We start from the raw sequence: 21,297 nt of genomic DNA on the forward strand, positions 1-21,297 counted from the left end.
TACGGTCGTCCGCGGAAGGAGTTTCCGTGGTACAGAACCGGCCGAACTCATGCGAGGGGCGAGTCGTGGTGGTCACCGGGGGCGCCCAGGGGCTCGGCTTGGCCTACGCCGAGCGACTGGCGTCGGCCGGTGCGTCGGTCGCCGTCGCCGACATCAACGGTGACGCGGTCGAGGCCCTTGCCGGCGCTCCCGGCATCAGCGCGTGGTGCGCCGATGTCACCGATCCGTCCGACGTCGATCGCCTAATCGCCCGCGTCACCGACGGCATCGGCCAGATCGACGTCCTCATCAACAACGCCGGTGGAGCGCTCGTCCCCCGGCGCGACTTCGAGACGATGCCCCTCGGCGACTGGCGCCGCGTGCTCGACGTCAACCTCACGTCGCAATGGATCTGCGCCGCGGCGGTCGTGCCGGCGATGAAGGTCGCGGGACGAGGCAAGATCATCAACGTGACATCCACCGTGGTCGGCCGCGGCGCGCCGGCCGGCATGGTGCCCTACGTCGCCGCCAAAGGAGGCGTGATCGGTCTGACCCGAGCGCTCGCCTACGAGCTCGGGCCCTACGGCATCACCGTCAACGCGATCGCCCCCGGCTTCACGCCCGTGGCCACACCGAAGACGGTGCACGCCACCGACCAGGTTCGGGAGCTCACCGAACGGATGGTCGCCGAGCAGTGCCTCAAGCGCACCGAGACTCCCGACGACCTCTGCGGCGTGGTCGAGTTCCTCGTGTCGCCGGCGTCCGACTTCATGACGGGCCAGGTGCTCAACGTCGACGGCGGCTGGGTGATGGCGTGACCGCCGACCGCTTCGCCGGCAAGGCGGTCATCGTCACCGGCGCGGCGTCGGGAATCGGCCGACAGACCGCCGTGGCCTTCGCCCTCGAGGGCGCGAACGTGCTCATCGCCGATCTGGACGCCGATGGCTCCGCCGAGACGGTGGCCGAGATCGAGCGAACCGGCGGCACGGCCTCGGCGTTCACCGTCGACGTGTCCGACGAGCACGGCGTGGCCGCCATGGTCGAGACGTGCGTCGACCGGTACCGCTCACTCGACGTCCTCCACAACAACGCCTATTGGGCCCCGCTGTACCGCCCGGTCACCGAGACGTCCACCGACGAGTGGAACCGCACGATCGCCGTCACGCTCACCAGTGTGTTCTTCGGCTGCAAGTACGCCATTCCGGTGATGCTCGAGGCCGGCGGCGGCGTGATCGTCAACACGGCATCGGTGGCCGGTCACATGGTCGGATCGCCGAAGTTCGCGGCCTACATGGCCGCCAAGGGCGGCGTCGTGCAACTCACCAGGTCCGTGGCCATGGACTACGGGCGCCGAGGGATTCGCTGCAACGCGGTCTGCCCCGGCTTCATCGAGACACCGGCGACCGCGCCGTTGATGGCCGACGCCGAGCGGGTCGAGTTCCTCCTCGGCAAGCTGCTCGTGGCCCGGCCCGGACAGCCCGCCGACATCGCCGCCGCCGTGTTGTACCTCGCCTCGGACGAGTCGTCGTTCATGACCGGCCAGACTCTCGTCGTCGACGGCGGAAGGAGCATCAATTGACGAACCGATCGAGAGGCGAACTGCACGCCGACTTCGGCGACCTGCACGTCGATCCCGGCGAGATCGTCGGCGCCACGCGACCCGAGCTGTTCGACATCGTCAACCTCGTCGCGTTCGGCGGGGCCGCTGATCAGAAGACCCACGTGCCCAAGGAGATCGGCCGGATCGGCCCCGTGGTGTTCTGGGAATCCACCGGTGCCGCTGATGCGCTGCCGTTCTGGAACACCAACCTGTTCACCGACATCTACCTCTACATCGTCCACGGCGGCGCTCGGGTCGTGCTCAAGGCCGTCGACAGCGACGAGGTGTACGGCGAGTACGTCGCCCGGACCGGCGACCTGTTCCGGTTGCCCAAGGACGTCGCCCACCGGACGTACTCGCTCGACGGCAAGCGCCGCATCACGATGGAGATCCTCGAGCGCGATCCGGCGTGGGACACGATCGGTGCGCTCGCTCACGTGCAGCCCGCGGCGACGACGACCCTGGGCGGGTTCAGGTTCGAAGCCGACGGCGACGTCGTGCGCGTCACGGCCGGCGAGCGCACCACCGAGGAGCCGCGCGGCTTCTTCGTCCGCGGGCTGCGGGCGCTGGTGGCGTGGGAGCTGCACCTCGGCCACAACGAGTTCGAGGGCGGCTTCGTCGTGCGTGACGACGGCGACGACACCGTGTGGCTACGCCTCGGCGACCACGCCGAGTCGTTCCCTCCTGCCGACGTGCAGGCCCTGTTCCTCCGCCTCCTCGCCGACCTCGGCAGCGACTGATCGGAGCGCCCCATGTTGATCGAACCCCTGGCCCACGACGACGTTCCGGAGTCCCTCCGCCGCTACGGCTCGATCGCCACGTCGACGAACATGGTGATCCACGGTCTGGGGCGCTGCCCGGAGGTCCTCGCCGCCTGGCTCGAGTTGTACGACCGGTTGATCCGCCGCGACGGAGCGCTTCGAGCCGAGGACAAGGAACTGATCCGCCGCCAGATCGCCTCGCTGTACGAGTGCGGACTGTGCCAGAGCTTCGTCAACACCACGGCGGCCGACCAGGGCTTCGACGACGACAAGGCCGCCTGCGTCCTCGAACCGGACGAGCGCTACTCCGAACGCGAGCGGGCGATGCTGGCGTTCACGCGCAAGGTATTCACCGGTCCCGACTCGGTCGACGCCACGGCGTTCGCCGACGTGCGGCGCCACTTCGGCGAGGCCGAGATCACCGAGATGGGCTTCGTCGCCGCCATGCTGACCGGCTGGGGCCGCCTCACGTTCGGCTTCGACGTGGTGAACGACGCGGAGTCACACCTGTACGAGATCGCCTGACGACGCCCGCGATCTCCCGGGTGGGTTCTGACGTCCGGTGCGAGGCACCAGGTGCCAGTTCGCACCGCGTCAGAGGACGCGCGAGACCTCGTACTCGACGCCGTCGGTGGCGATGCGGCCGCGGGCGACGAACAGCGAGCGGTGCAGCCACGCGTACTGCTCGGCGCCGCACTCGAAGCGTGGCTCGACGCGGAAGTACTGGTCGTCCCACGTCGTCTCCTTGTCGGGGCTGGCCAGCGCCGCCGAGACGGCATCGTTCACCTCGAGGAGTCCGGTGTAGGAGACGAAGATCGTGGAGCGATCGTCGGTGACGATCTGCAGCCGCACGTCGACGCGTGCGAACCCGTCACCGTTGGCGAGCGCCCAGTCGGCGCCCGGTCCGACGACGCTGCCGTTGAGCCGCTCGCCGCGCACCCACCCGCCGGACACGCCGGCGACGACCCGCCCGCCGTAGGGCCCGGCGCCGATGACGTGGCGATCCCCGAGCGTCGGGTGGATCGTGAACTCGTACTGCAGCTCCATCGGTTCTCCTGTCGTCGCCCACCTGGCGTCTGACTGTCCGTTCGTTCAGCCCAACTCTTGCCGGACGGTTGCGGCGGCCGCCACCATCGCCGCCGCCTTGCCCCACGCCACGTCCCTGCCGAGGTACTTGCAGCCGCAGTCGGGCGCGACGACCAGCCGCTCGGGCGGCAGGTGGTCGAGGGCGGCGCGGATCCGGCCGGCCACGGTGTCGACCGTCTCGATGTGCGGGTCACGGAGGTCGAGCACGCCGAACTGCACCCGCTTGCTCGGGAGCTCGTCGAGCACCGACAGGTCGAGACGTGGCTGGGCCGCCTCGATCGAGATCTCGTCGACGGCGCAGGCGTCGAGCTCGGTGAGGAAGTCGTACCGGGCCGGCTTGTTCTCGACGTGCCGGCCATAGCCGAAGCAGATGTGGAGCACGGTGTGGCCGGCGGCGCGGGCGACAGCGGCGTCGATGGCCGCCACGCCGTAGTCCTTGGCCGGGTCGGGACGAGCCTGCAGGTACGGCTCGTCGATCTGCACGATGTCGGCGCCGGCGGCGTAGAGGTCGGTCATCTCGGCCGCCACAGCGGCGGCGAAGGCCATCGCCAGCTCGACGTCGTCGGCGTAGTAGTCGTTCTGCGCCTGCTGGGTCATCGTGAACGGTCCGGGCAGGGTGACCTTCACCGGCTTGTCGGTGTAGCGCTTCATCAGGGCGACGACGTCGGCCTCGACGGGCCGCAGCCGCTCGATCGGGCCGGCCACGCGAGGGGCGGGGACGTCCTTGCCGGTGCGGTCGCGCATCGTGCCCGGTCGATCGTGGTCGATGCCGCCGAGGGCGTTGGCGAAGCGGTTCGAATAGCTCTCGCGGCGGGCCTCGCCGTCGGTGACGATGTCGAGGCCGACGCGATCCTGCTCGACGACGGCCAGCGCCGTGGCGTCGGCCTGCGCTTCGGCGAGCCACTCGTCGTCCACCCGCCACAGCGAGTGGTCCTCCACACGCACGGGCACGTGGCCGTCGAGGCGGGCGCGGTCGATGAGCCAGGCGGGCTGGCTCCAACTGCCGACGAGGGTGGTGGGCAGCAATGGCAGATCACTCATGGGCATCGCGGGCTCTCTCGATCGTGCTCCGAAACTCCTGTACTGCTCAGGTTGCAGATTCGCAACTGCAGACGGCTGAGAATCATGTCTTGGGGGCGCGTTCTTGGCGGAGGAGGCGGCGCAGGACCTTGCCGGCGGGGTTCTTCGGGAGCTCGGCGACGAACTCGACCCGGGTCGGCGCCTTGTAGTGGGCAAGGTGCTCGCGGGCGTGGGCGATGAGCGCGGCGGCCGTGTCGTCGTCGGCGGCCACGCCGGGCCGGGGCACGACGACGGCGATCACCGTCTCGCCCCACCGCTCGTCGGCGACGCCGATGACCGACACCTCGGCGACGTCGGCGTGGGCGGCGAGGACGTTCTCCACCTCGAGCGGATAGACGTTCTCGGCGCCGGTGACGATGACGTCGGACAGCCGGTCGGTGAGGTACACGTAGCCGTCGGCGTCGGCGTAGCCACCGTCGCCGGTGCGCAGCCAGCCCTCGGGCGTGACGGTCGCCGCCGTCGCCTCGGGCCGATTGAGGTAGCCGATCATCTGCTGATCGCTGCGCGTCCACACCTCACCGAACTCGCCGACGGGACACGGCTCGTCGGTCTCGGGGTCGGTGATACGAACCTCGACGCCGTCCAGCGGCCGACCCGCCGAACGCAGCCGGCCCGGCACCGACGGGTCGTGATCGGCGGGCCACAGGTAGCAGATCGGCCCACCGGTCTCGGTCATGCCGTACGCCTGGACGAACTCGCAACCGAAGGCCTCGATCGCCCGGGCGAGCAACGCCGGCGGGATCGGCGACGCGCCGTACGCCATCGTCTGCAGCGCCGACAGATCGAAGGACGCAGGGTCGGCGGCGCCGAGGATCATGCGGATCACCGTGGGCACGAGCAGCGTGTGCGTGACCCGGTGGCGGCTGAGTCGTTCGAGGATCTGCGCCGGCGCCGGATCGCGCAGCACCACGCAGTGCGAGCCGCACGAGCCGGGGAGGTACAGCCAGCCGGTGCCAGCCGTGTGGAACATCGGCGAGGCGACGAGCACGGTGGACGACGGCGTCATCGTCCAGGGCGTCGGTCGCGTCAGGTGATTGGCGATCGACCCCGCCGTCAACATCGCGCCCTTGGGGACGCCGGTGGTGCCCGACGTGTAGAAGATCAGCGCGACGTCGTCGGGCTGGGACTCCGTGCCCGGATCGGTGTCGTCGTCAGCCGCCCACGCCGCCACGTCGTCGCCCGACAGCAGCGTGGTGGCGATCCCCGATCCGGCGACCGCTTCCTCCGCCGTGGCGCGGAACTCGTCGTCGACGACGATCACTGCTGGGGCCGAGTCGGCCAGCAGCGGCATCAACTCGCGGGCCGTGAACCGCCAGTTGAGGCCCACGATCGTGGCCCGTTGCTTCGACGCCCCGTACAGCAGGGCCGGGTACCCGATGCGGTTGCGTCCGAGATGGCCGACGCGCCCGCCCGGGCCGACGCCCAGTGAGCCGAGGGCGTTGGCGACCCGGCTCGACAGCGCGTCGAGCTCGCCGTAGGCCAGCGTGTCGTCCGGCGCGTCGTCGGGAGCCCCGACGGTGACGGCCGGTGCGTCTGGCTGGGTGGCCGCCCAGTGCCGGACGTAGCCGGCAAACGACGAACGCCAGGTCAGAGTGTCGATGATCTCCCCCATCAGTCCTGATCCTAACGCCAGGTTCAGTTTGGCCACGATCTAGGATCAGCGGCAATGGCCACGACCGCACGCGGCGAGCGCACCCGCAACGCCTTCCGGGACGCCGCCCGCACGGTGATCGCCCGCAAGGGTTTCCTCCGCACGACGATCAGCGAGATCGCCGAAGAAGCGGGGCGCTCCCCCGCCTCCTTCTACAACTACTACGAATCGAAGGAAGACCTCCTCGCCGAGCTCGCCGACGAGTTCCGCCGCGAGACCGAGGAGAACCGCGACACCGAGCCGGTCACACCCGGCACCCCGCTGTACGAGCTGATGCACCGCGCCGCCGAGGCGTACTGGACTGCGTACAAGCGGCACCTCGCCGAGCTGGTCGGGGTGTTCCAGACGGCGATGCTCGACGACCGCTTCGCCGAGGAGTGGCGGCGAATCCGGGTCGTCGGCATCCAGACGATCCGCGAGAGCATCGACCACGCCCAGCGGCACGGCTACTGCCCCGGGATCGACCCGTGGCTCACGGCGACCGCCCTCGGGTCGATGTTCGAACACTTCTGCTACGTCTCGCTCGCCCAAGGCGGAGCCTTCGCCGATCACCCCGTCACCGACGACGGCGCCGTCGACACGATGACGTCGATCCTGTTCCACTCCGTCTTCTGGACGGCCGACGGTCCGCAGCCGACCGTGGGCACGGCGACCCCGGGCTGATCGCCGTGGCGGCCGACAGCGACGACAGCGTGACGCACCCGCCGTTACGGGTGGTGCCTGGCACCACCCGTAACGCGCCGGCAGCAGCGCCCGAGCGGCTGCTCGACGCGCTCGCCGACGCCGGCATCATCGACGCCGGCACGATCCCACCGATGACGCCGCTCACCGGCGGGGTGTCATCGGAGATCTGGCGCATCGACCTCCCCGGCGGGCCGGTCGTGGCCAAGCAGGCGCTGGCCAAGCTGCGCGTCGCCGGCGACTGGCGGGCCCCACTCGAGCGCACCGCGTACGAAGCAGCATGGATGCGCCACGCCGCCGCGGCCGCTCCGACCGGAACGCCTCACCTCGTCGCCGCCACCCCCGACGTGGTGGTGATGGAGTACCTCGACCCCCATCAGCACCGGCTGTGGAAGACCGAACTGCTCGCCGGCCACGCCGACCCCAGCGTCGCCGCCGCCGTCGGCGAGCGGCTCGGCGCCATCCACGCCGCGTGCGCCGGTCGAGACGACATCGCCGCCGAGTTCGACAACCTCGACGTGTTCACCGCGCTGCGCTTGCATCCCTACTTCGCCGCCACGGCAACCGCCCACGCAGACCTCGCCCCGGATCTCGACGGCCTCGCCGACGCGTACCGCGCCAATCGCCGCACGCTGGTCCACGGCGACGTCAGCCCGAAGAACCTCCTCATCGGGCCGCACGGCCCGGTGTTCCTCGACGCCGAGTGCGCGACGTGGGGTGACGGCGCCTTCGACGTCGCCTTCGTCACCACCCATCTGCTGCTGAAGATGGTGGTCGTCCCCGCCGCCACGGACGCGCTCGCCGAGTCGATCCACGCCCTCCGGGGGCGGTACCTCTCCTCGCTGACGTGGGAGCCCGCCGGCCCGTTCGAACAGCGCTGGGTGGCCGGTACGTCCGGCATGTTGCTCGCCCGCGTCGACGGCCTCTCCCCCGTCGAATACCTCGACGACGACCAGCGCGCCGCCGTACGCGACGCAGCACGCGCCCTGCTCGGCGACCCGCCCGTGGACGTCACCAGCCTCGTCGCCCGCTGGCGTTCGGCCATCGGCCCGCGCCCGGCAACCACCACAACCACCAGGAGCTCACGATGAACGCCATCACGTCCTTGACCGGGCGTCGGGTCTGGGACTCGCGCGGCCGCCCGACCGTCGAGGTCGAGGTGCACAGCGGACCCCACACCGGACGGGCGATCGCCCCCGCCGGGGCGTCCACCGGCAGCGCCGAGGCCGTCGAACGACGAGACGGCGGATCGGCCTTCGGGGGTCGCGACGTCCGCCAGGCCGTCGCCAATGTCGACCGTCTCATCGCCCCGGCGTTGGTCGGTCTCTGCGTCGACGATCAGCAAGCGATCGACGCGGCGATCGAGGCGCTCGATCCATCGCCGTCCCTCGCCACGGTCGGGGCCAACGCCGCGGTCGCCGCCTCGCTCGCCTGCCTGCACGCGGCCGCAGCCACCCGGGGCGAGCCGCTGTGGCAGTCGCTTCGTGGGTCCGACGACGGTGACGTGGTGATCCCCCTGCCCGAGATCCAGATCTTCGGCGGCGGCGCCCACGCCGGCCGCCGCATCGACATCCAGGACCTGATGGTGATGGCGCCCGGCGCCGCCAGCTTCGCCGAAGCCCTCGACTGGACCGCCGAGATCTACCGCGCGGCCGGCGCCGGGCGGACGGGGTCGGCCGGCGTGGCCGACGAGGGCGGCTGGTGGCCGGACTTCGCCGCCAACGAGGACGCGATCGAGACGCTCGCCGCCGCCGTCGGCGCCGCCGGGTTCGTCCTCGGCCGCGACGTGGTGCTGTCGCTCGACATCGCCGCCTCCGAGTTCTGGCACGACGGCCGCTACCGCCTGGCGCTCGAGGACCGCGACATCTCGACCGACGAGATGATCGAGCTCGTCTCGAGGTGGTGCCGCGACTACTCGATCGCCTCGGTCGAGGATCCGCTCGGCGAGCACGATGTCGACGGCATGCGAGCGTTCACGGCGGCGATGGGCGACCGGGTCCAGGTGATCGGCGACGACCTGTACGTCACCAACGCAGCCCGTGTCGCCGACCTGGCCGACGCCGCGACGGCGGTGCTGGTGAAGGTCAACCAAGCCGGCACCGTGACCCGCACCCGTGCCGCGCTCGACGCCGCCCGGGCAAACGGCCTCGGCGCCGTGGTGTCAGCCCGATCCGGCGAGAGCGAAGACGTGTCGATCGTGCACCTCGCCGTCGGCTGGGGCGCCGCGCAGTTCAAGGTCGGCTCGATCACCCGCGGCGAGCGCACGGCGAAGTGGAACGAGATGCTCCGCGTCGAGGAATCGCTCGGCCGGCGGGCCCGATTCGCCGGCTGGCAGCCGCTCCATCGACCGGCGACGACGAGCGTGGGAGGGCCGTCGTGAGCGCCCCCGACCGCCACGTGCTCGGTGTCGTGGGCAGCCTGCGCCGCGGCTCGTACAACCACCTGCTGCTGCGCCACGCGGCGTCGGCCGCACCCGAGCGACTGCGCATCGAGGTCGTGCCCGACCTGATCGACCTGCCGCTGTTCAACGAGGATCTCGAGACCGACGGCCTGCCCGAGTCCGTCGTCGCCATGCACGAGCGGATCCGTGCCGCCGATGGGATCGTCCTCGCCACGCCGGAGTACAACTTCGGCGTGCCCGGACCCGTGAAGAACTTCCTCGACTGGGCCTCGCGCCCGCCCGGCCGCAGCCCGCTGCGCGGCAAGCCGATCGCCCTCATGGGCGCGTCGACCGGCCGGACCGGCGGCACCGTGCAGTGCCAAGGACAGCTACGGGTGTCGTTGGCCGTGCTCGGCGCCCACGTGTTGCCGTCGCCTCCGGTCCTCGTGGCCGAGGCGCCCGGCAAGTTCGACGCCGACGGCAACGTGACCGACGAGATGACCAGGAAGGTGACCGGCATCGCCCTCACCGCGTTCCTCGGCCTGATCGACACCCTCACGCCCACGCCATGACCCGACGACATCGCCCTTCGAGGAGCAGCCATGACCGCTGACGAGATCGCCGACCGCCTGTTCGCCGCCATCGAGGCCGGCGACGCCGACACGGTGCGTTCGCTGTACTCCCCCGACGTCGAGATCTGGCACAACACGGACGACGAGGTGCAGGGCCGTGACGCCAACCTCGCCACCCTCGGCTGGCTCGCCGCCAACATCCCCGGTCTCCGCTACACCGACGTCCGCCGGTCCGAGACAGCCGACGGATTCGTCCAGCAGCACGTGCTGCGAGCGACCAGCCGCGCCGGCGAGGAGGTCGGGGTCCCCGCCTGCCTCGTGGTGAAGATCGCCGATGGCGTGATCACCCGGCTCGACGAGTACCTCGACTCGGCCGCCGTCGCCCGCCTGATCGCCAAGTGATGCGCACGCCGTTCCGATCCCGCCGTCCGGTGCCGAGGGCGCGATGACCGGACCGATCGCCACGACGGCCCTGCGCCAGACGATCGACGCCGGCGGGGTGGCGGTCGTCGTCGCGTCGCACTCGATGACGCCCGACACCGTCGACCTCATCGGCTCGCTGGGCTTCGAGGCCGTCTGGCTCGAGGGCGAGCACGGCAACGTCACATGGGACCGCATCGGTGACCTCAGCCGCGCCGCCGAACTGTGGGACATGGCGGCGCTGCTGCGCGTCCGCACCCTCGATCCCACGCTGATCGTTCGCGGGCTGTCGCTGGGCGCCCACGGCATCGTCATCCCCCAGGTACGCACCGCGTCGGAGGCGGCGACCGCGGCAGCCGCCACGCGCTTCGCCCCGCGGGGCACGCGTGGTGTCACGCGGGGGCGGCGCTCGTACGGCACCGGAGCCGACTTCTTCCAACGTGAGAACGACGGCGCCGTGCTCGTCGTGCAGCTCGAAGACCCCGAGGCGCTCGCCAATCTCGAGTCGATCTGCGCCGTCGACGGCGTGGACGTGGTGTTCATCGCCCCCAACGACCTCGCCCAGGCGATGGGCCTCCAGGGACAGCTCGACCACCCCGACGTCGTCGGCGCCATCGACCGTGGCATCGCCGCCATCGCCAACCACGGCAAGGTCGCCGGCACGCTCTGCAAGCCCGAGCACGTCGACCGCTTCGTCGGCCTCGGTGCCCGTCTCCTCTACGTGTCGCTCGACGAGTGGATCCGCGCCGGCGCCGCCTCCTATCGCGCCGCCATCGACGCCGCCACCCCCTGACCCCGACCCACCCGAGTGTCGAACCGCTCCCGAGTGCCGAACGTCCCGACGCTGGGCGCCACACACTCGGGTGAACCCGTCGGCGGCCGTGGCGAGATCGGCGGGCCGTGAACGGAATGGGCCACAGCCGGCAATCCGGTTCAAGAACCCGGGCGGGAGACCCTGCCTAGGTTCGAGGTGTGACACTTCGCGCCCGTACAGCTTTCGTACCACCCCTCGTGATGGCCGGCCTGGCCTTCTCGACCGGCGCCGGCGCCGCGCCGCCCGACGGCGATGCCGACGGCTGGCAGGAGCTGGCGGCCATGGGGGTGGTCGAGTGGGGTGCGACCCAGGGCCTCACGCTCAGCACACCAGCGTGCACCCAGCCGAACTCGGCTGCGGTCGGCGAGGCGATCACCTGCTACGCCACGTCTGGTGACGGCACGGTGCAGGCGTTCGTCACGCAGATCCCGCCCGAGGGCGCTGCGTTCGAGTTCGCACCCCGTCCGGCGCCGACGACCGGAACGTCCACCGGCTCGACCACCGGTGTCCCGGCGTCGACGATGGCCCCGCCCGATGCGACGACGATCCCCGCCGTGGCGCCGACCAGTGGTGGCGTGCAGCCACCGGCCGGCTACCCCGGCACCGAGACCACGACCGTCGGGCCGACCGCACCCCAGCCGGCACCGGGCTCCGAGCCCGCGGCCGGTCCGGTTCCGGCCGACTCGGGTCCGGCGTTCGAACAGGGTGTCGACCCGTTCCCACCCGGCGAGGTGCTCGACGTGCCGGTCCCCGACACCGGCCCGGACACGAACTTCGCCTCACCGACACCGCTCGGCGAGACGGCTGATCTCGGCGCCGGCTGGACGATGACGATCAACAGCGTGCAGACCAACGCCGACGCCGACGTCGCCGCCAACGACCCGGAGGCGCTCGCGGCCCCCGACGGCTGGCAGTACGTGCTGCTCGACGTGACGATGGGCTACGAGGGTGACCCTGCGCCGGAGGTGCAGAGCGGCGTCGAGGTGTTCGCCATCGGCAACGACGTCCTCTACTCGGAGACTGGCTACGTGTTCTACGAAGGCGTGATGACGTTCGACGACGTCCCAGCGCCCGGCGAGACCGTCACCGGCCACAAGGTCTTCCTCGTCCCGGTCGACGCCGCCGAGTCGCTGATCATCTTCGCCAAGAGCTACCGCGCCTTCGACCTCCCCTACACCTTCCTCGCCACCTCCTGACCCCGGCGTCTCCCACTATCCGAGTGTCGAGCGCCCACCTGCCGGGCATTCCACACTCCGGTGCGCTTCAACACTCGCATGGGTCCACCCGACCCACGCGAGGGTGGAGCCCGTCGCGAGATGCCCAACGCGCGGAGCGAGGAGCGACCTGTGGAGCCCGTGGCAGGCCGATCGAGCGCGCGGCGAGGAGGGGCAGTGGGGATGGAAGGCCCCGAGAGGGCCGAGAGTGGAGCTGACGCCGTAGCAATTCTTCAGCGCCCCCGGCGCCCGGGCTTTGCCGGGCGTCGGGGGCCGCCGGTCAACTCGCCGCAGGCAAGCGAGGAGCGAAGCGACGACGCGGCCGAGACGAAAAATAGATCCGCAGCAGCGCTCCCATTCCGCCGAGATGAGAGCGCCACTGCGGACGTGTCGTCAGCGGCCACGGCGCGCCCTGCCGGTCCACTGCGACGATCTGGGGCGGGTCGAGGCCGGGGGGTCATCCGCGTCACGACGCGCACGCCCCCGATGGCGTTGACCCACCGTCGAACTACTCGCTTCGAAAATCCGCCGACTGGATCTTTGGAGCCCACCCCGCCGGGGGAATCGAAGCTGGTCAGACTGTAGCGAAAACGGTTACGACACTCAAGTCATTCATGAGAGCGGTTTCACCTCGTTCGGGAGCGCCGTGTCACCGCAGTCCCTGCTCCTCCAACCACGTGACGATGTGGTTCACGATCAGCGGGATGTGGGCTGGGTCCGACGTCGGATAATGCTCGGCACCCGGGAGCTCGATCAGCGTTCCCCGACCGTGCGGAACGGCCTCGAAGAGCGCCGCCGCGTGGCTGGGGAAGGACACTTGATCGGCCGTCCCATACATCACGAGCACGGGGACCGACGTGCGGGCGAGGTGCCACGGGCCGTCGCAGTTGGACTCATCGACGCTCCATTGGCTGAGCCAGGAACGCAGGCTGGTCGCATGACCGAGGGACGCTGGCGACAGGCTGGCGGCCAGCCCACTCCCCCACGGTGTGCCGGTCCGCCGGTCGGACGCGTCGAGCGACAGATCGAGGAAGCGCGGATCGGCAACGGTGCTGTGCACGGTGAAGGGCAGGTCGCCGCCCGGACCGAGCGTGTCGAGGGTCGAGCGCACCCAGTCGCGGATCCGCCGGCTGCGGGCGAGCTGGCCCGCGCGATAGCGGGCGACGAACTCGGCGCTGTAGGGCGGACCATTGGCGGGATCGAACATGTCGAGGGCGGGGTCGCGCTGTGACGGATCGGACTCGTCGCCGATCGCCGGATCGAGCCACTCGGTGGACACGATCGCCCGCCCCGGGTGGGCCATCGACGCGATCAGCCCGTCGACCGGCGGGAGCATCGCTGCGGTGAGATCGGGCGGATCGCCGGCGGGTGTGGCGGTGATCGTGGGCGACTCGGCCTGACTCTGGTACATCGCGACGAGGCCGCCACCGCCGGAGTTGCCGAGGAGCACCACGTGGTCGTACCCGTCGTCGCGGAGGTAGGCGATCGCCGCGCCGATGTCGAGGACGCAGTTCTCCATGATCAGCGCCGAGTCGTTGGCGATGTAGCGCGTGTTGAGCCCGATGGCGTCCACACCCGCCTCGGCCAAGGGGGCGAGCAGGTAGTGGCCGAGGAAGTTCGAGCTCGGATGCACGATGGCGACTGCGGTCTTCGAGGGCGATGCTGCCCGGTGGCGTGACGCCCACAGCTTGCCGGCGAGCCGGGCGACGCCCGAGTAGATCTCCACCCGGTCACTTTTGGGCATCGGGATGCCCAAGAGCTCGGCGGACGTCACGATGCGACGGACGTGGCCGCGCGCCCGCCGGAACGGCTTGCGGTCCAGGCAGCGACGGCGTCGGCGGCCGCAGCCGCGTCACGCTCGTCGAGGGGGCGGGTCTGGTAGGTCAGCTCCAAGCGGATGTCGTTGTGGTCGAAGAAGTAGATCGACTGCCAGATGCCCTCGTGATCCACCGGACCGATGACGTCGATCCCGGCCGCCACGAGCCGCTGGCGGGCCTCTTCGAGCTCCTCCACGCTGTCGACGCTGAGGGCGATGTGGCGCACCCACTTCGGCACGATCGTCTGATCGGCGTCGTCACCGAGGCCCTCGAGGTCGAAGAAGGCGATGCACGAACCGTCGGCCATCTCGAAGAAGGTGTGCAGGAAACGCTGGGCCTCGCCGGTGCTGCCCACCTTGTCGTCGAGGGCGTGGCCGACGAGGCGCATGCCGAGCACGTCGGTGTAGAAGGCCACCGTCTTCGCGGTGTCCCTCGTGAGGTAGGCCGCGTGGTTGAGGCCGCGGGGGCGAGAAAAGCTCATGCTGTGGTCCTTGCTCTGTGTCGGGTGTTTCTGCTGGACGGAACTACTGTCTGCACATGCCGATCGAATTGGAACCGCTGGGCGACGTACGAGTCACCATCAAGGAGCACACGCGACTCGAGGACAGCGCCTTCGGTACGCGTGTGATCGGCACCGCCGAGTCCTGCGAGTGGAGCGGCGGGCCAGTGACGGCATCGCAGATCGACCCGCCGGCCAACGACATGTTGACGATCGACGCCGACGGCTTCGGCCACATCGACGCCCGTTGGGTGATGCGCACCCACGACGACGCCGTGATCATCGTGCGCTACGGCGGCCGCATCACCTACACGCCCGACGGGGCGACGATGGTGACGGCCCCTACGTTCGAGACCAACGACCCCCGGTACCGATGGCTCAACCACGTGCAGGGCGTGGCCAAGGGCCGGCGAGAAGGCCGCGACCTCGTGTACGAGATGTACGCCGTTCGCTGACGACCGCGGCACGCGATCTGGCGGTCGAAGCCACGGAGGGAACGCCCCATCCGCTCCTCGACGTTGGCGGCGAGCGGTCATGCCACGAACCCGTCGCTCAGCGTTCGCTCGCGCAGCTCGGACGGCAACCCCTCGGCGGTGACGTGACCACGCGTCAGCACGTACCCGCGGTCGGCGATGGCCAGGCTCTGGGTGGCGTTCTGCTCCACGAGGAGGACGGTCAGGCCGTCCTCGCGGAGCCGGAGCACCATCTCGAACACCTGCTTCACGAGCAGCGGCGAAAGTCCCAGCGACGGCTCGTCGAGGAGCAGCACACGTGGGTCGGCCATCAGCGCCCGGCCGATCGCCAGCATCTGCTGCTCGCCGCCCGACAGCGTGCCGGCCTTCTGACCACGTCGCGGAGCGAGCGCCGGGAAGCGGTCGTACACGGTGGCCAAGGCCGTGGTCACTGCTCCCCGGTCGCGCCGGGCGAAGGCGCCGAGCCGGAGGTTCTCGTCGACCGTCAACCGGGGCAGGACGCGACGCCCCTCGGGGACGTGCGCCATGCCGCGCTGCACGAGGCGATCGCTCCGCATTCCCGTCACGTCGGCGCCTTCCAACGTGACGTGCCCGCTCCACGGTGAGATGACACCGGAGATCGCGCGCAGCAGTGTGGACTTCCCCGCTCCGTTCGATCCGAGCAAGACGACGAGCTCGCCACGTCCGACCACGATGTCGACGCCGTCCACCCCCACGATGCGGCCGTAGCCGGCCCGCAACCCCGCGATCCCCAGCACCACGTCGTCGACGCCCCGCGCCGGACTCAGAGGCGCTGCGCCGACCACATCAGACGCCGACATAAGCGGTCCTCACGTCGTCGGACGCCAACGTCTCGGCAGGCGGTCCCTCGGCCAGCAGCCTGCCGAAGTTGAGCACCGTGACGACGTCGCAGCTCTTGGTGATCACGTTCATGTCGTGCTCGACGATCACGATCGTCACGCCGGTGTCGCGCAGGGCGAGGATGCGCGGGACGAACTCCTCCCGATCCGCTTCGGTCATGCCGGCGGCAGGTTCGTCGAGCAGCAGCACCCGCGGATGGGCCATGAGCGCCCGGGCGAGCTCGAGTTGCTTCTGCAGTCCGTAGGGCATCTCGCCGGCCAGGCGGTCCCGGTAGTCACCGAGTCCGAGGCGTTCGATGCAGTCGTCGGCCTCGGCACGCAAGGCCCGTTCCTTGGCCGTGGGGAACGGCCACATCGACGCAAACCCGCTCGTCGCCCGAGAATGCTGGCCGATCAGCACGTTCTGGTGCACGGTGAGCCCACCGAAGAGGCGGATGTTCTGGAAGGTGCGGACGAGGCCCAGCGGCACCCGGCGATTCGGCGACCATCCGGTGACGTCGACGCTGTGGACCAGGACGCGGCCCGCGTCGGCGCGCACGTACCCGGTGACGACGTTGAGCAGCGTCGTCTTGCCGGCGCCGTTCGGCCCGACGATGCCGTGCACCGCGCCGTCGGCGACGGCGATGGTGACGTCGGCGAGGGCCTCGACACCCTGGAACCGCTTGCCGACGCCGTCGATGAACAGGGCGGCGCCGGACGGGTCACGCATGGGCATCCCTCCGCAACCGGCGGAGCAGACCGCCCTCACCACGACGGCCGACCACACCCTGCGGTCGCACGATCATCAGCACCACGAACAGGGCCCCGTACACGATCTGGTACCAACGCTCGAGGAAGTTGAAGTAGATCGGGAGCGCAGCCAGCACGATCGCTCCCGCTGCTGCGCCCCAGTAGAACTGCAACCCGCCGAAGACGACGTACAAGACGATGACCATCGACTGCCCGGCATCGAAGTCGGTCGGCCGGATGAAGAGCAGGAAGTGGGCGGCGAGGGCACCGGCCGCACCGGTGATGGCCGCCGACACGGCGAACATCTGCACGGCGATCTTGGTGGTCGACAGTCCCGACGCACGCGCCGCCAACTCGTCCTCGCGGATCGCCGCGCAGGCGAGGCCGAGGCGCGACCGGGTGTGCAGCGTGAGGTAGGCGATGACGATCAGCACGACCACGAGCACGAGTGGCACCGTCGTGCCCGACATGCCGACGAAGCCGGTGGCCCCGCCGACGTAGTCCCACTGGTTGAACAGCGTGGCCACCAGCTGGGCGAAGACGAACGTGATGATCGCCAGATAGAGCAGGTTGAGGCGCAGGGCGATCAGTCCGACAGCCGCGCCCGCCACCGCCGCGACCCCGGCGGCGAGGAGCACGGCCAGCGGGAGCGCGAGGTCGTGCTTCACCGTGGCGATCGAACCGGCATAGGCGCCGATCGACATGAACCCGGCGTGGCCGAAGGCGAACCGTCCCGTCGACGCGGCGACCCAATAGCCGAGGGCGAGCAGGACGGCGATGCCGACCTGCATCACCACCGCTTCGTGAAACGCGCTCATCTCACACGCGTTCCATGACGCCGGCGTTGCGGCCGAGCAGACCCTGGGGTCGAACGAGCACGACGACACCGACCATCACGTAGACGATGAGGTCACGCTGCGTCGCCGACAGGTAGGCGACACTGAGGATCTGCACGACACCGATCAGGAGGGCGGCGAGGACGCCACCGCTGATGCTGCCCACGCCGCCGACGACGATGATCATGAGCGCGATCAGCGTGGTCAGGAATCCGTCGAACGGGCTGACCGTGTGGAACGACAACCCGCTCAGCAGACCGGCACAACCGGCCAGGACGCCGGCGAGGGCGAAGGTCAAGATGATGATCTTCTGCACCGGCACTCCCAGCAGCGCCGCGGTGGTCGCGTCGTCGGACACCCCACGGATCGCCGTGCCCCACACCGTGCGCTCGAGGAAGAGGTACATGCCGAGGGCGAGCACACCGGCGATCCCGACGATCACCAGCTGGGCGCCGGTGATGTCGACGGGACCGAGCTCGATCCGCACGCCTTTGGCCACCGGCGGAACACGCCGGTGATCACTCCCCCAGATCCGAGTGATCGACGACGACAGGACCAGACCCAAGCCCAGACTGGACAGGATCGGCGCCGTGAAATAGCGGTGGTCGACGAGATGGAAGCACAGTACGTAGCTGAGCAACGACACCGCTGAGCCGACCGCCATCGCCACGAGCAAGCCGACGAAGAACGGCAGGCTGTGGGCGTCGGTGAGCACCACGGCCGCCATCGCGCCCACCATCGATGTCTCGCCGAGGGCGAAGTTGAGCTTGTCCAGCGCCCCGACAACCAGGTTGAACGACAACGCCACCAGGGCATACGTGATGCCCAGCATCGCCCCGTTGACGAGCTGCTGCCAGAACATGTCGAGGCGCTGGAGCGCTCAGCCCGTGGTCGCCGGAGCGGCCGCGCTGTCGGCCGAGGCGCTGTCGGCGGTGGCCGCACTGTCCTCGCCACCGCCACCGTCCACTTCCGTGATCTCCACGACGCCGTCGACGATCTCGGCCACGAGCACGGGGCGCAACGAGAACCCGTCGTCGCCGAACGTGGTGCCGTCGGCCATCCCGACGAAGTCGTCGAGGGCGTTGAGGCCCTCCTGGATGGCCACACGGTCGGCCGCCAGCGTGTCGCTCGAGCCGGTCAGCCCGCCATCGCCGATGATGCCGGCGATGATGTACACGGCGTCGTGGGCGTAGGCGAAGTTCAGCGGCACCTCGTCCACACCGAGGTACTCCTGCGCTTCGGCGAGAAGTTCGGCCGCGACGGGATCGGTGGCTCGCGGGTTGTACTGGGCGGCGGTCAAGGTGCCGTTGGCGGCATCGCCGGCTGCCTCGATGTATCCGTGGATGTCGCTCTGCAGGCTGCCCGTGCCGAGGAGCTGGGTCTCCAGACCCTGGGCATCCACCTCGACCGCGATGCGCCCGCCGTCGGCCGAACCCGCGGCGAGGGCGATGGCGTCGGGCTCGGACGAGGCGATCTGGGTCACCTGGGCGGCGAAACTGGAGTCGCCCGACGTGTAGGTGACCTCGTCGACGATCTCGACGCCGGTCGCCTCGAACACGCCACGGAACAGGTCGGCCTGGGCCACCGTGGTGGCGTTGGCCTCGTCGTAGATGATCGCCGCCGTCTGGATGTCGTGGGTCTCGACGATGTTGATGAGCGCCGGTGTGGCGTTGGGCCCGTCGGGCTGGGCGAGGCTGAACGAGTACGGGCGACCCGGCTCGAGCACCCCTGGGCGAGCGGCGCCGGGGCTGACGAGGGGCACCTCGAACTGCAGCGCGAGCGGGCACGCCACATCGCAGCTCGAGCTCTCCACCGGGCCGACGATGGCGAGGACGTCGTCCTCCGTGGCGAGGCGGGGCATGATCGTGGCCAGCTGGTCGGGCGCGCCGTGAGAGTCGGCCGTGACGAGCTCGATCGGCTGGCCGTTCACTCCTCCCTCGGCGTTGAGCTTCTCCACGGCGTACTCGGCGCCGGCCTGGGCCGTCTCGGAGTTGTTGGCGAACGGCCCCTCCGACGTCAGGAGCAGGCCGAGCTTCAACGGATCTCCGTCGGCTGCCGCCGGCCTCGGGCCGGCGGCACCCGCCGCTTGGCCGATGGCGGCGGCGGCGAAGACGCCGGCGACCGCCGCGATGCGCCGGATCCCCACCCTGGTCGATGTTGTCGTACGTCGCATGAAGCGAGTCCCCCTTCGTGTGTCGCAACCGCTGGCCAGAAGAACGTTCTGGCCTCAGGAAACCTAGTCGGCGGCGGAGGCGTGGTGGGAAATCCGCGCCGTCCGCCCCGGTGCGGCTCGAGCCAAGCGGGCTCCGAGCTCGCCCCCGAGGAGGCGACCGAGCTCGACGGCGTCGGGTGAGGGTCTGCTCCTACCAGCCGCCGCGGTGGACGATCTCGCCGGCAGGGCGGCGGCGCCGGGTGGCGCTCCGGCCGCGGCCGGCCTCGCCATCGTCCGCCCCGGGCCGGGGATAGCCGAGCGCCACGGCACCGAGCAGTTCGAGGTGCGGCGGCACGCCGAGATCGGCCCGCAGTTCCTCCTCGCCACGGAACACGCCGAAGAACAACGCGCCGAGCCCGGCCGCCTCGGCGCCGAGCAGCAGCGTCATCAGCGACATCGACGCGTCGATCGTCCAGTACGGCGCCGGCCATGCCTCGACCGCGCCGCCGAGCCCGGTGCGGGCCTTGTCGGGCTCGGAATAGCGATTGACGTAGGCCTGCGGGTCGGCGAACGGCAGAGCGATCACCGGCGCGTCGAGGAGATGCGGCCAGCCGAACCCGTCCCGCCGCTCGGCGGGCAGGGTGACGTTCCAGAATCTTGCTGTGTCGGCGCCCTCGAGCACGACGAGGTGCCAACCCTGTGTCTTGCCTGCGCTCGGGGCGCGGGCGGCCAGGTCGACGAGCTCGTCGAGCAGGCCGTCGGGTAGGGGGTCAGGCAGGAACGCCCGGGTCATCCGCCGCGCCGCGACGACACGGCGAAAGGCGGCCAGATGCGAGGTGGTGGTCAGCGGCCTGCTCAGGCCATCGGGCGGGCGCCGAGCTTGACGAGGTTCTCCGCCATCGTCCAGCCATACACCACGAGCGCCCCGCCGTTCTTGGGCACGCCTTTGAACAGGGCGACATGCTCGGGATCGAGGTTCTCGGGCTTCAGGCACTCGTGGTCCATGAAGCCCTTCTGGCCGTTCGTCTTGACGACGAAGCGCTGCTCGTCGTAGCCGCTGTCGCAGTCGAAGCGCTTGGCGAGGCGGCGGCCCCAGGCGCGCTCCTCACCGACGGCGCGCACACCGGGGCGCGGCGTGACGTCGTCGAGATCCTTGAACGCGTCGAGGGCGTCGGCCGACACGAACCGCGAACCGACCACGACGTCCTCGTCGGGGAAGGCCATCAGCGCCCGGTGGTACGCCTCCTTCATCAGGGCGCGGAGCACCTGATCACGCTTGGTGGAGCGCTTGACGCTGAGCAGGCCCAGCAGCACGCACGGCGTCCCGCCGATGCGCTCGAGCGTGGAGAAGCTGAAACCGTTCAGCTTGCCGTCGATCCGGGCGGTGGTGACGAGAACCCAGTCCTCCTTCGCCTTCGACAACTCTCCGATACCGAACGAGCCACCCATCGAGGCCAGATCGTCGAGATCGCTGTCGGTGAGCGCTGAAGCGTCGTTCGTTTGCACCTGGACTGGCATGTCCCTCTCCCGGTCACACTGGATTCGGTGGCGGCGCGGAGTGCGCCACGTATCGAAGCGAATCGCTGCCCCACCCCGGGCGCAGCCCCCGGCGAGTTGCGTTTCGAGCACCCAGTCTAACGGAACGTTTCGATCGTCCTCCCTGCGCCTTCCCGAGACGCAACCGAGTCAGCGG

24 protein-coding genes are annotated in these 21,297 nt (G+C 70.2%); 12 read left to right on the forward strand and 12 right to left on the reverse strand.

Going from position 1 to position 21,297, the window contains the following annotated elements:
- The first annotated feature begins 65 nt into the window (after nucleotides 1-65).
- The 4 genes from DN771_RS12260 to DN771_RS12275 are packed head-to-tail and all read left to right on the forward strand — an operon-like array spanning nucleotide 66 to nucleotide 2,865.
- Nucleotides 66-797 (forward strand): SDR family NAD(P)-dependent oxidoreductase, encoded by a 732-nt coding sequence (locus DN771_RS12260; protein ID WP_162941857.1) that lies wholly within the window; start codon nucleotides 66-68, stop codon nucleotides 795-797.
- Entirely contained in the window at nucleotides 794-1,558 is a 765-nt protein-coding gene (locus DN771_RS12265; RefSeq protein WP_116997664.1) for an SDR family NAD(P)-dependent oxidoreductase, read from the forward strand. Before DN771_RS12260 ends, DN771_RS12265 begins: the two co-directional genes overlap by 4 nt.
- Nucleotides 1,555-2,319 carry a hypothetical protein gene (locus DN771_RS12270; protein WP_116997665.1) on the forward strand — a complete coding sequence of 255 codons (765 nt, stop codon included), beginning with the start codon at nucleotides 1,555-1,557 and terminating at the stop codon, nucleotides 2,317-2,319. Before DN771_RS12265 ends, DN771_RS12270 begins: the two co-directional genes overlap by 4 nt.
- A 12-nt stretch (nucleotides 2,320-2,331) precedes the next feature.
- A complete protein-coding gene (locus tag DN771_RS12275; protein WP_116997666.1) occupies nucleotides 2,332-2,865 on the forward strand; it encodes a carboxymuconolactone decarboxylase family protein in 534 nt (177 codons plus the stop codon).
- A gap of 69 nt (nucleotides 2,866-2,934) precedes the next feature.
- Here the strand turns inward: DN771_RS12275 and DN771_RS12280 are convergent, their stop codons facing one another.
- From DN771_RS12280 to DN771_RS12290, 3 genes are all read right to left on the reverse strand, one after another.
- Nucleotides 2,935-3,387, reverse strand: a complete 453-nt coding sequence (locus DN771_RS12280; RefSeq protein WP_116997667.1) for a DUF3237 domain-containing protein — start codon at nucleotides 3,385-3,387, stop codon at nucleotides 2,935-2,937.
- 45 nt (nucleotides 3,388-3,432) lie between these two features.
- On the reverse strand, nucleotides 3,433-4,473 hold the full coding sequence (locus DN771_RS12285; RefSeq protein ID WP_205528554.1) for a hypothetical protein: 1,041 nt from the start codon (nucleotides 4,471-4,473) through the stop codon (nucleotides 3,433-3,435).
- 76 nt (nucleotides 4,474-4,549) lie between these two features.
- The gene (locus DN771_RS12290; RefSeq protein WP_116997669.1) at nucleotides 4,550-6,118 is read right to left on the reverse strand and encodes a class I adenylate-forming enzyme family protein; all 1,569 of its coding nucleotides are present in this window, start codon (nucleotides 6,116-6,118) and stop codon (nucleotides 4,550-4,552) included.
- A gap of 54 nt (nucleotides 6,119-6,172) precedes the next feature.
- On the opposite strand from DN771_RS12290, the gene DN771_RS12295 reads away from it, so the two are divergent.
- The 7 genes from DN771_RS12295 (at nucleotide 6,173) to DN771_RS12325 (ending at nucleotide 12,220) form a co-directional block, all read left to right on the forward strand.
- Nucleotides 6,173-6,820, forward strand: a complete 648-nt coding sequence (locus DN771_RS12295) for a TetR/AcrR family transcriptional regulator (RefSeq protein ID WP_116997670.1) — start codon at nucleotides 6,173-6,175, stop codon at nucleotides 6,818-6,820.
- A 5-nt stretch (nucleotides 6,821-6,825) separates the two neighbouring features.
- Nucleotides 6,826-7,929, forward strand: a complete 1,104-nt coding sequence (locus DN771_RS12300) for a phosphotransferase (RefSeq protein ID WP_116997671.1) — start codon at nucleotides 6,826-6,828, stop codon at nucleotides 7,927-7,929.
- The gene (gene eno, locus DN771_RS12305) at nucleotides 7,926-9,218 is read left to right on the forward strand and encodes a phosphopyruvate hydratase (protein ID WP_116997672.1); all 1,293 of its coding nucleotides are present in this window, start codon (nucleotides 7,926-7,928) and stop codon (nucleotides 9,216-9,218) included. The genes DN771_RS12300 and eno overlap by 4 nt, the downstream gene beginning before the upstream one ends.
- Nucleotides 9,215-9,790, forward strand: coding sequence for an NADPH-dependent FMN reductase (locus tag DN771_RS12310; RefSeq protein ID WP_116997673.1), 576 nt, complete (start codon nucleotides 9,215-9,217; stop codon nucleotides 9,788-9,790). Before eno ends, DN771_RS12310 begins: the two co-directional genes overlap by 4 nt.
- 30 nt (nucleotides 9,791-9,820) lie before the next feature.
- On the forward strand, nucleotides 9,821-10,192 hold the full coding sequence (locus DN771_RS12315) for a nuclear transport factor 2 family protein (RefSeq protein WP_116997674.1): 372 nt from the start codon (nucleotides 9,821-9,823) through the stop codon (nucleotides 10,190-10,192).
- Between the two features lie 43 nt (nucleotides 10,193-10,235).
- Nucleotides 10,236-11,003, forward strand: a complete 768-nt coding sequence (locus tag DN771_RS12320; protein ID WP_116997675.1) for an HpcH/HpaI aldolase family protein — start codon at nucleotides 10,236-10,238, stop codon at nucleotides 11,001-11,003.
- Nucleotides 11,004-11,224: 221 nt separating this feature from the next.
- A complete protein-coding gene (locus tag DN771_RS12325; protein WP_116997676.1) occupies nucleotides 11,225-12,220 on the forward strand; it encodes a hypothetical protein in 996 nt (331 codons plus the stop codon).
- A 667-nt stretch (nucleotides 12,221-12,887) separates the two neighbouring features.
- Here DN771_RS12325 and DN771_RS12330 read toward each other — a convergent pair.
- Both DN771_RS12330 and DN771_RS12335 read right to left on the reverse strand, forming a co-directional pair.
- Nucleotides 12,888-13,964, reverse strand: a complete 1,077-nt coding sequence (locus DN771_RS12330; protein ID WP_205528555.1) for an alpha/beta hydrolase — start codon at nucleotides 13,962-13,964, stop codon at nucleotides 12,888-12,890.
- A gap of 44 nt (nucleotides 13,965-14,008) precedes the next feature.
- Nucleotides 14,009-14,536 (reverse strand): VOC family protein, encoded by a 528-nt coding sequence (locus tag DN771_RS12335; protein WP_116997678.1) that lies wholly within the window; start codon nucleotides 14,534-14,536, stop codon nucleotides 14,009-14,011.
- A gap of 56 nt (nucleotides 14,537-14,592) precedes the next feature.
- Here DN771_RS12335 and DN771_RS12340 point away from each other — a divergent pair, with 56 nt between their 5' ends.
- On the forward strand, nucleotides 14,593-15,009 hold the full coding sequence (locus DN771_RS12340; RefSeq protein ID WP_116997679.1) for a DUF3237 domain-containing protein: 417 nt from the start codon (nucleotides 14,593-14,595) through the stop codon (nucleotides 15,007-15,009).
- Nucleotides 15,010-15,086: 77 nt separating this feature from the next.
- Here the strand turns inward: DN771_RS12340 and DN771_RS12345 are convergent, their stop codons facing one another.
- From DN771_RS12345 to DN771_RS12375, 7 genes are all read right to left on the reverse strand, one after another.
- Complete coding sequence (locus DN771_RS12345) at nucleotides 15,087-15,785, reverse strand: ABC transporter ATP-binding protein (protein WP_420810925.1); 699 nt, start codon at nucleotides 15,783-15,785, stop codon at nucleotides 15,087-15,089.
- Between the two features lie 49 nt (nucleotides 15,786-15,834).
- Complete coding sequence (locus DN771_RS12350) at nucleotides 15,835-16,596, reverse strand: ABC transporter ATP-binding protein (protein WP_162941859.1); 762 nt, start codon at nucleotides 16,594-16,596, stop codon at nucleotides 15,835-15,837.
- The gene (locus DN771_RS12355; RefSeq protein ID WP_116997682.1) at nucleotides 16,589-17,434 is read right to left on the reverse strand and encodes a branched-chain amino acid ABC transporter permease; all 846 of its coding nucleotides are present in this window, start codon (nucleotides 17,432-17,434) and stop codon (nucleotides 16,589-16,591) included. The genes DN771_RS12350 and DN771_RS12355 overlap by 8 nt, the downstream gene beginning before the upstream one ends.
- 1 nt (nucleotide 17,435) lies before the next feature.
- Entirely contained in the window at nucleotides 17,436-18,314 is an 879-nt protein-coding gene (locus tag DN771_RS12360; RefSeq protein ID WP_116997683.1) for a branched-chain amino acid ABC transporter permease, read from the reverse strand.
- 18 nt (nucleotides 18,315-18,332) lie between these two features.
- Complete coding sequence (locus tag DN771_RS12365) at nucleotides 18,333-19,625, reverse strand: ABC transporter substrate-binding protein (RefSeq protein WP_116997684.1); 1,293 nt, start codon at nucleotides 19,623-19,625, stop codon at nucleotides 18,333-18,335.
- Between the two features lie 190 nt (nucleotides 19,626-19,815).
- Nucleotides 19,816-20,397 (reverse strand): nitroreductase family protein, encoded by a 582-nt coding sequence (locus DN771_RS12370; protein ID WP_116997685.1) that lies wholly within the window; start codon nucleotides 20,395-20,397, stop codon nucleotides 19,816-19,818.
- A gap of 62 nt (nucleotides 20,398-20,459) precedes the next feature.
- Entirely contained in the window at nucleotides 20,460-21,122 is a 663-nt protein-coding gene (locus DN771_RS12375; protein ID WP_116997686.1) for a hypothetical protein, read from the reverse strand.
- Nucleotides 21,123-21,297: the final 175 nt, after the last annotated feature.

This window comes from Desertimonas flava (assembly GCF_003426815.1).
GTDB classification, from domain to species: Bacteria; Actinomycetota; Acidimicrobiia; order Acidimicrobiales; family Ilumatobacteraceae; genus Desertimonas; species Desertimonas flava.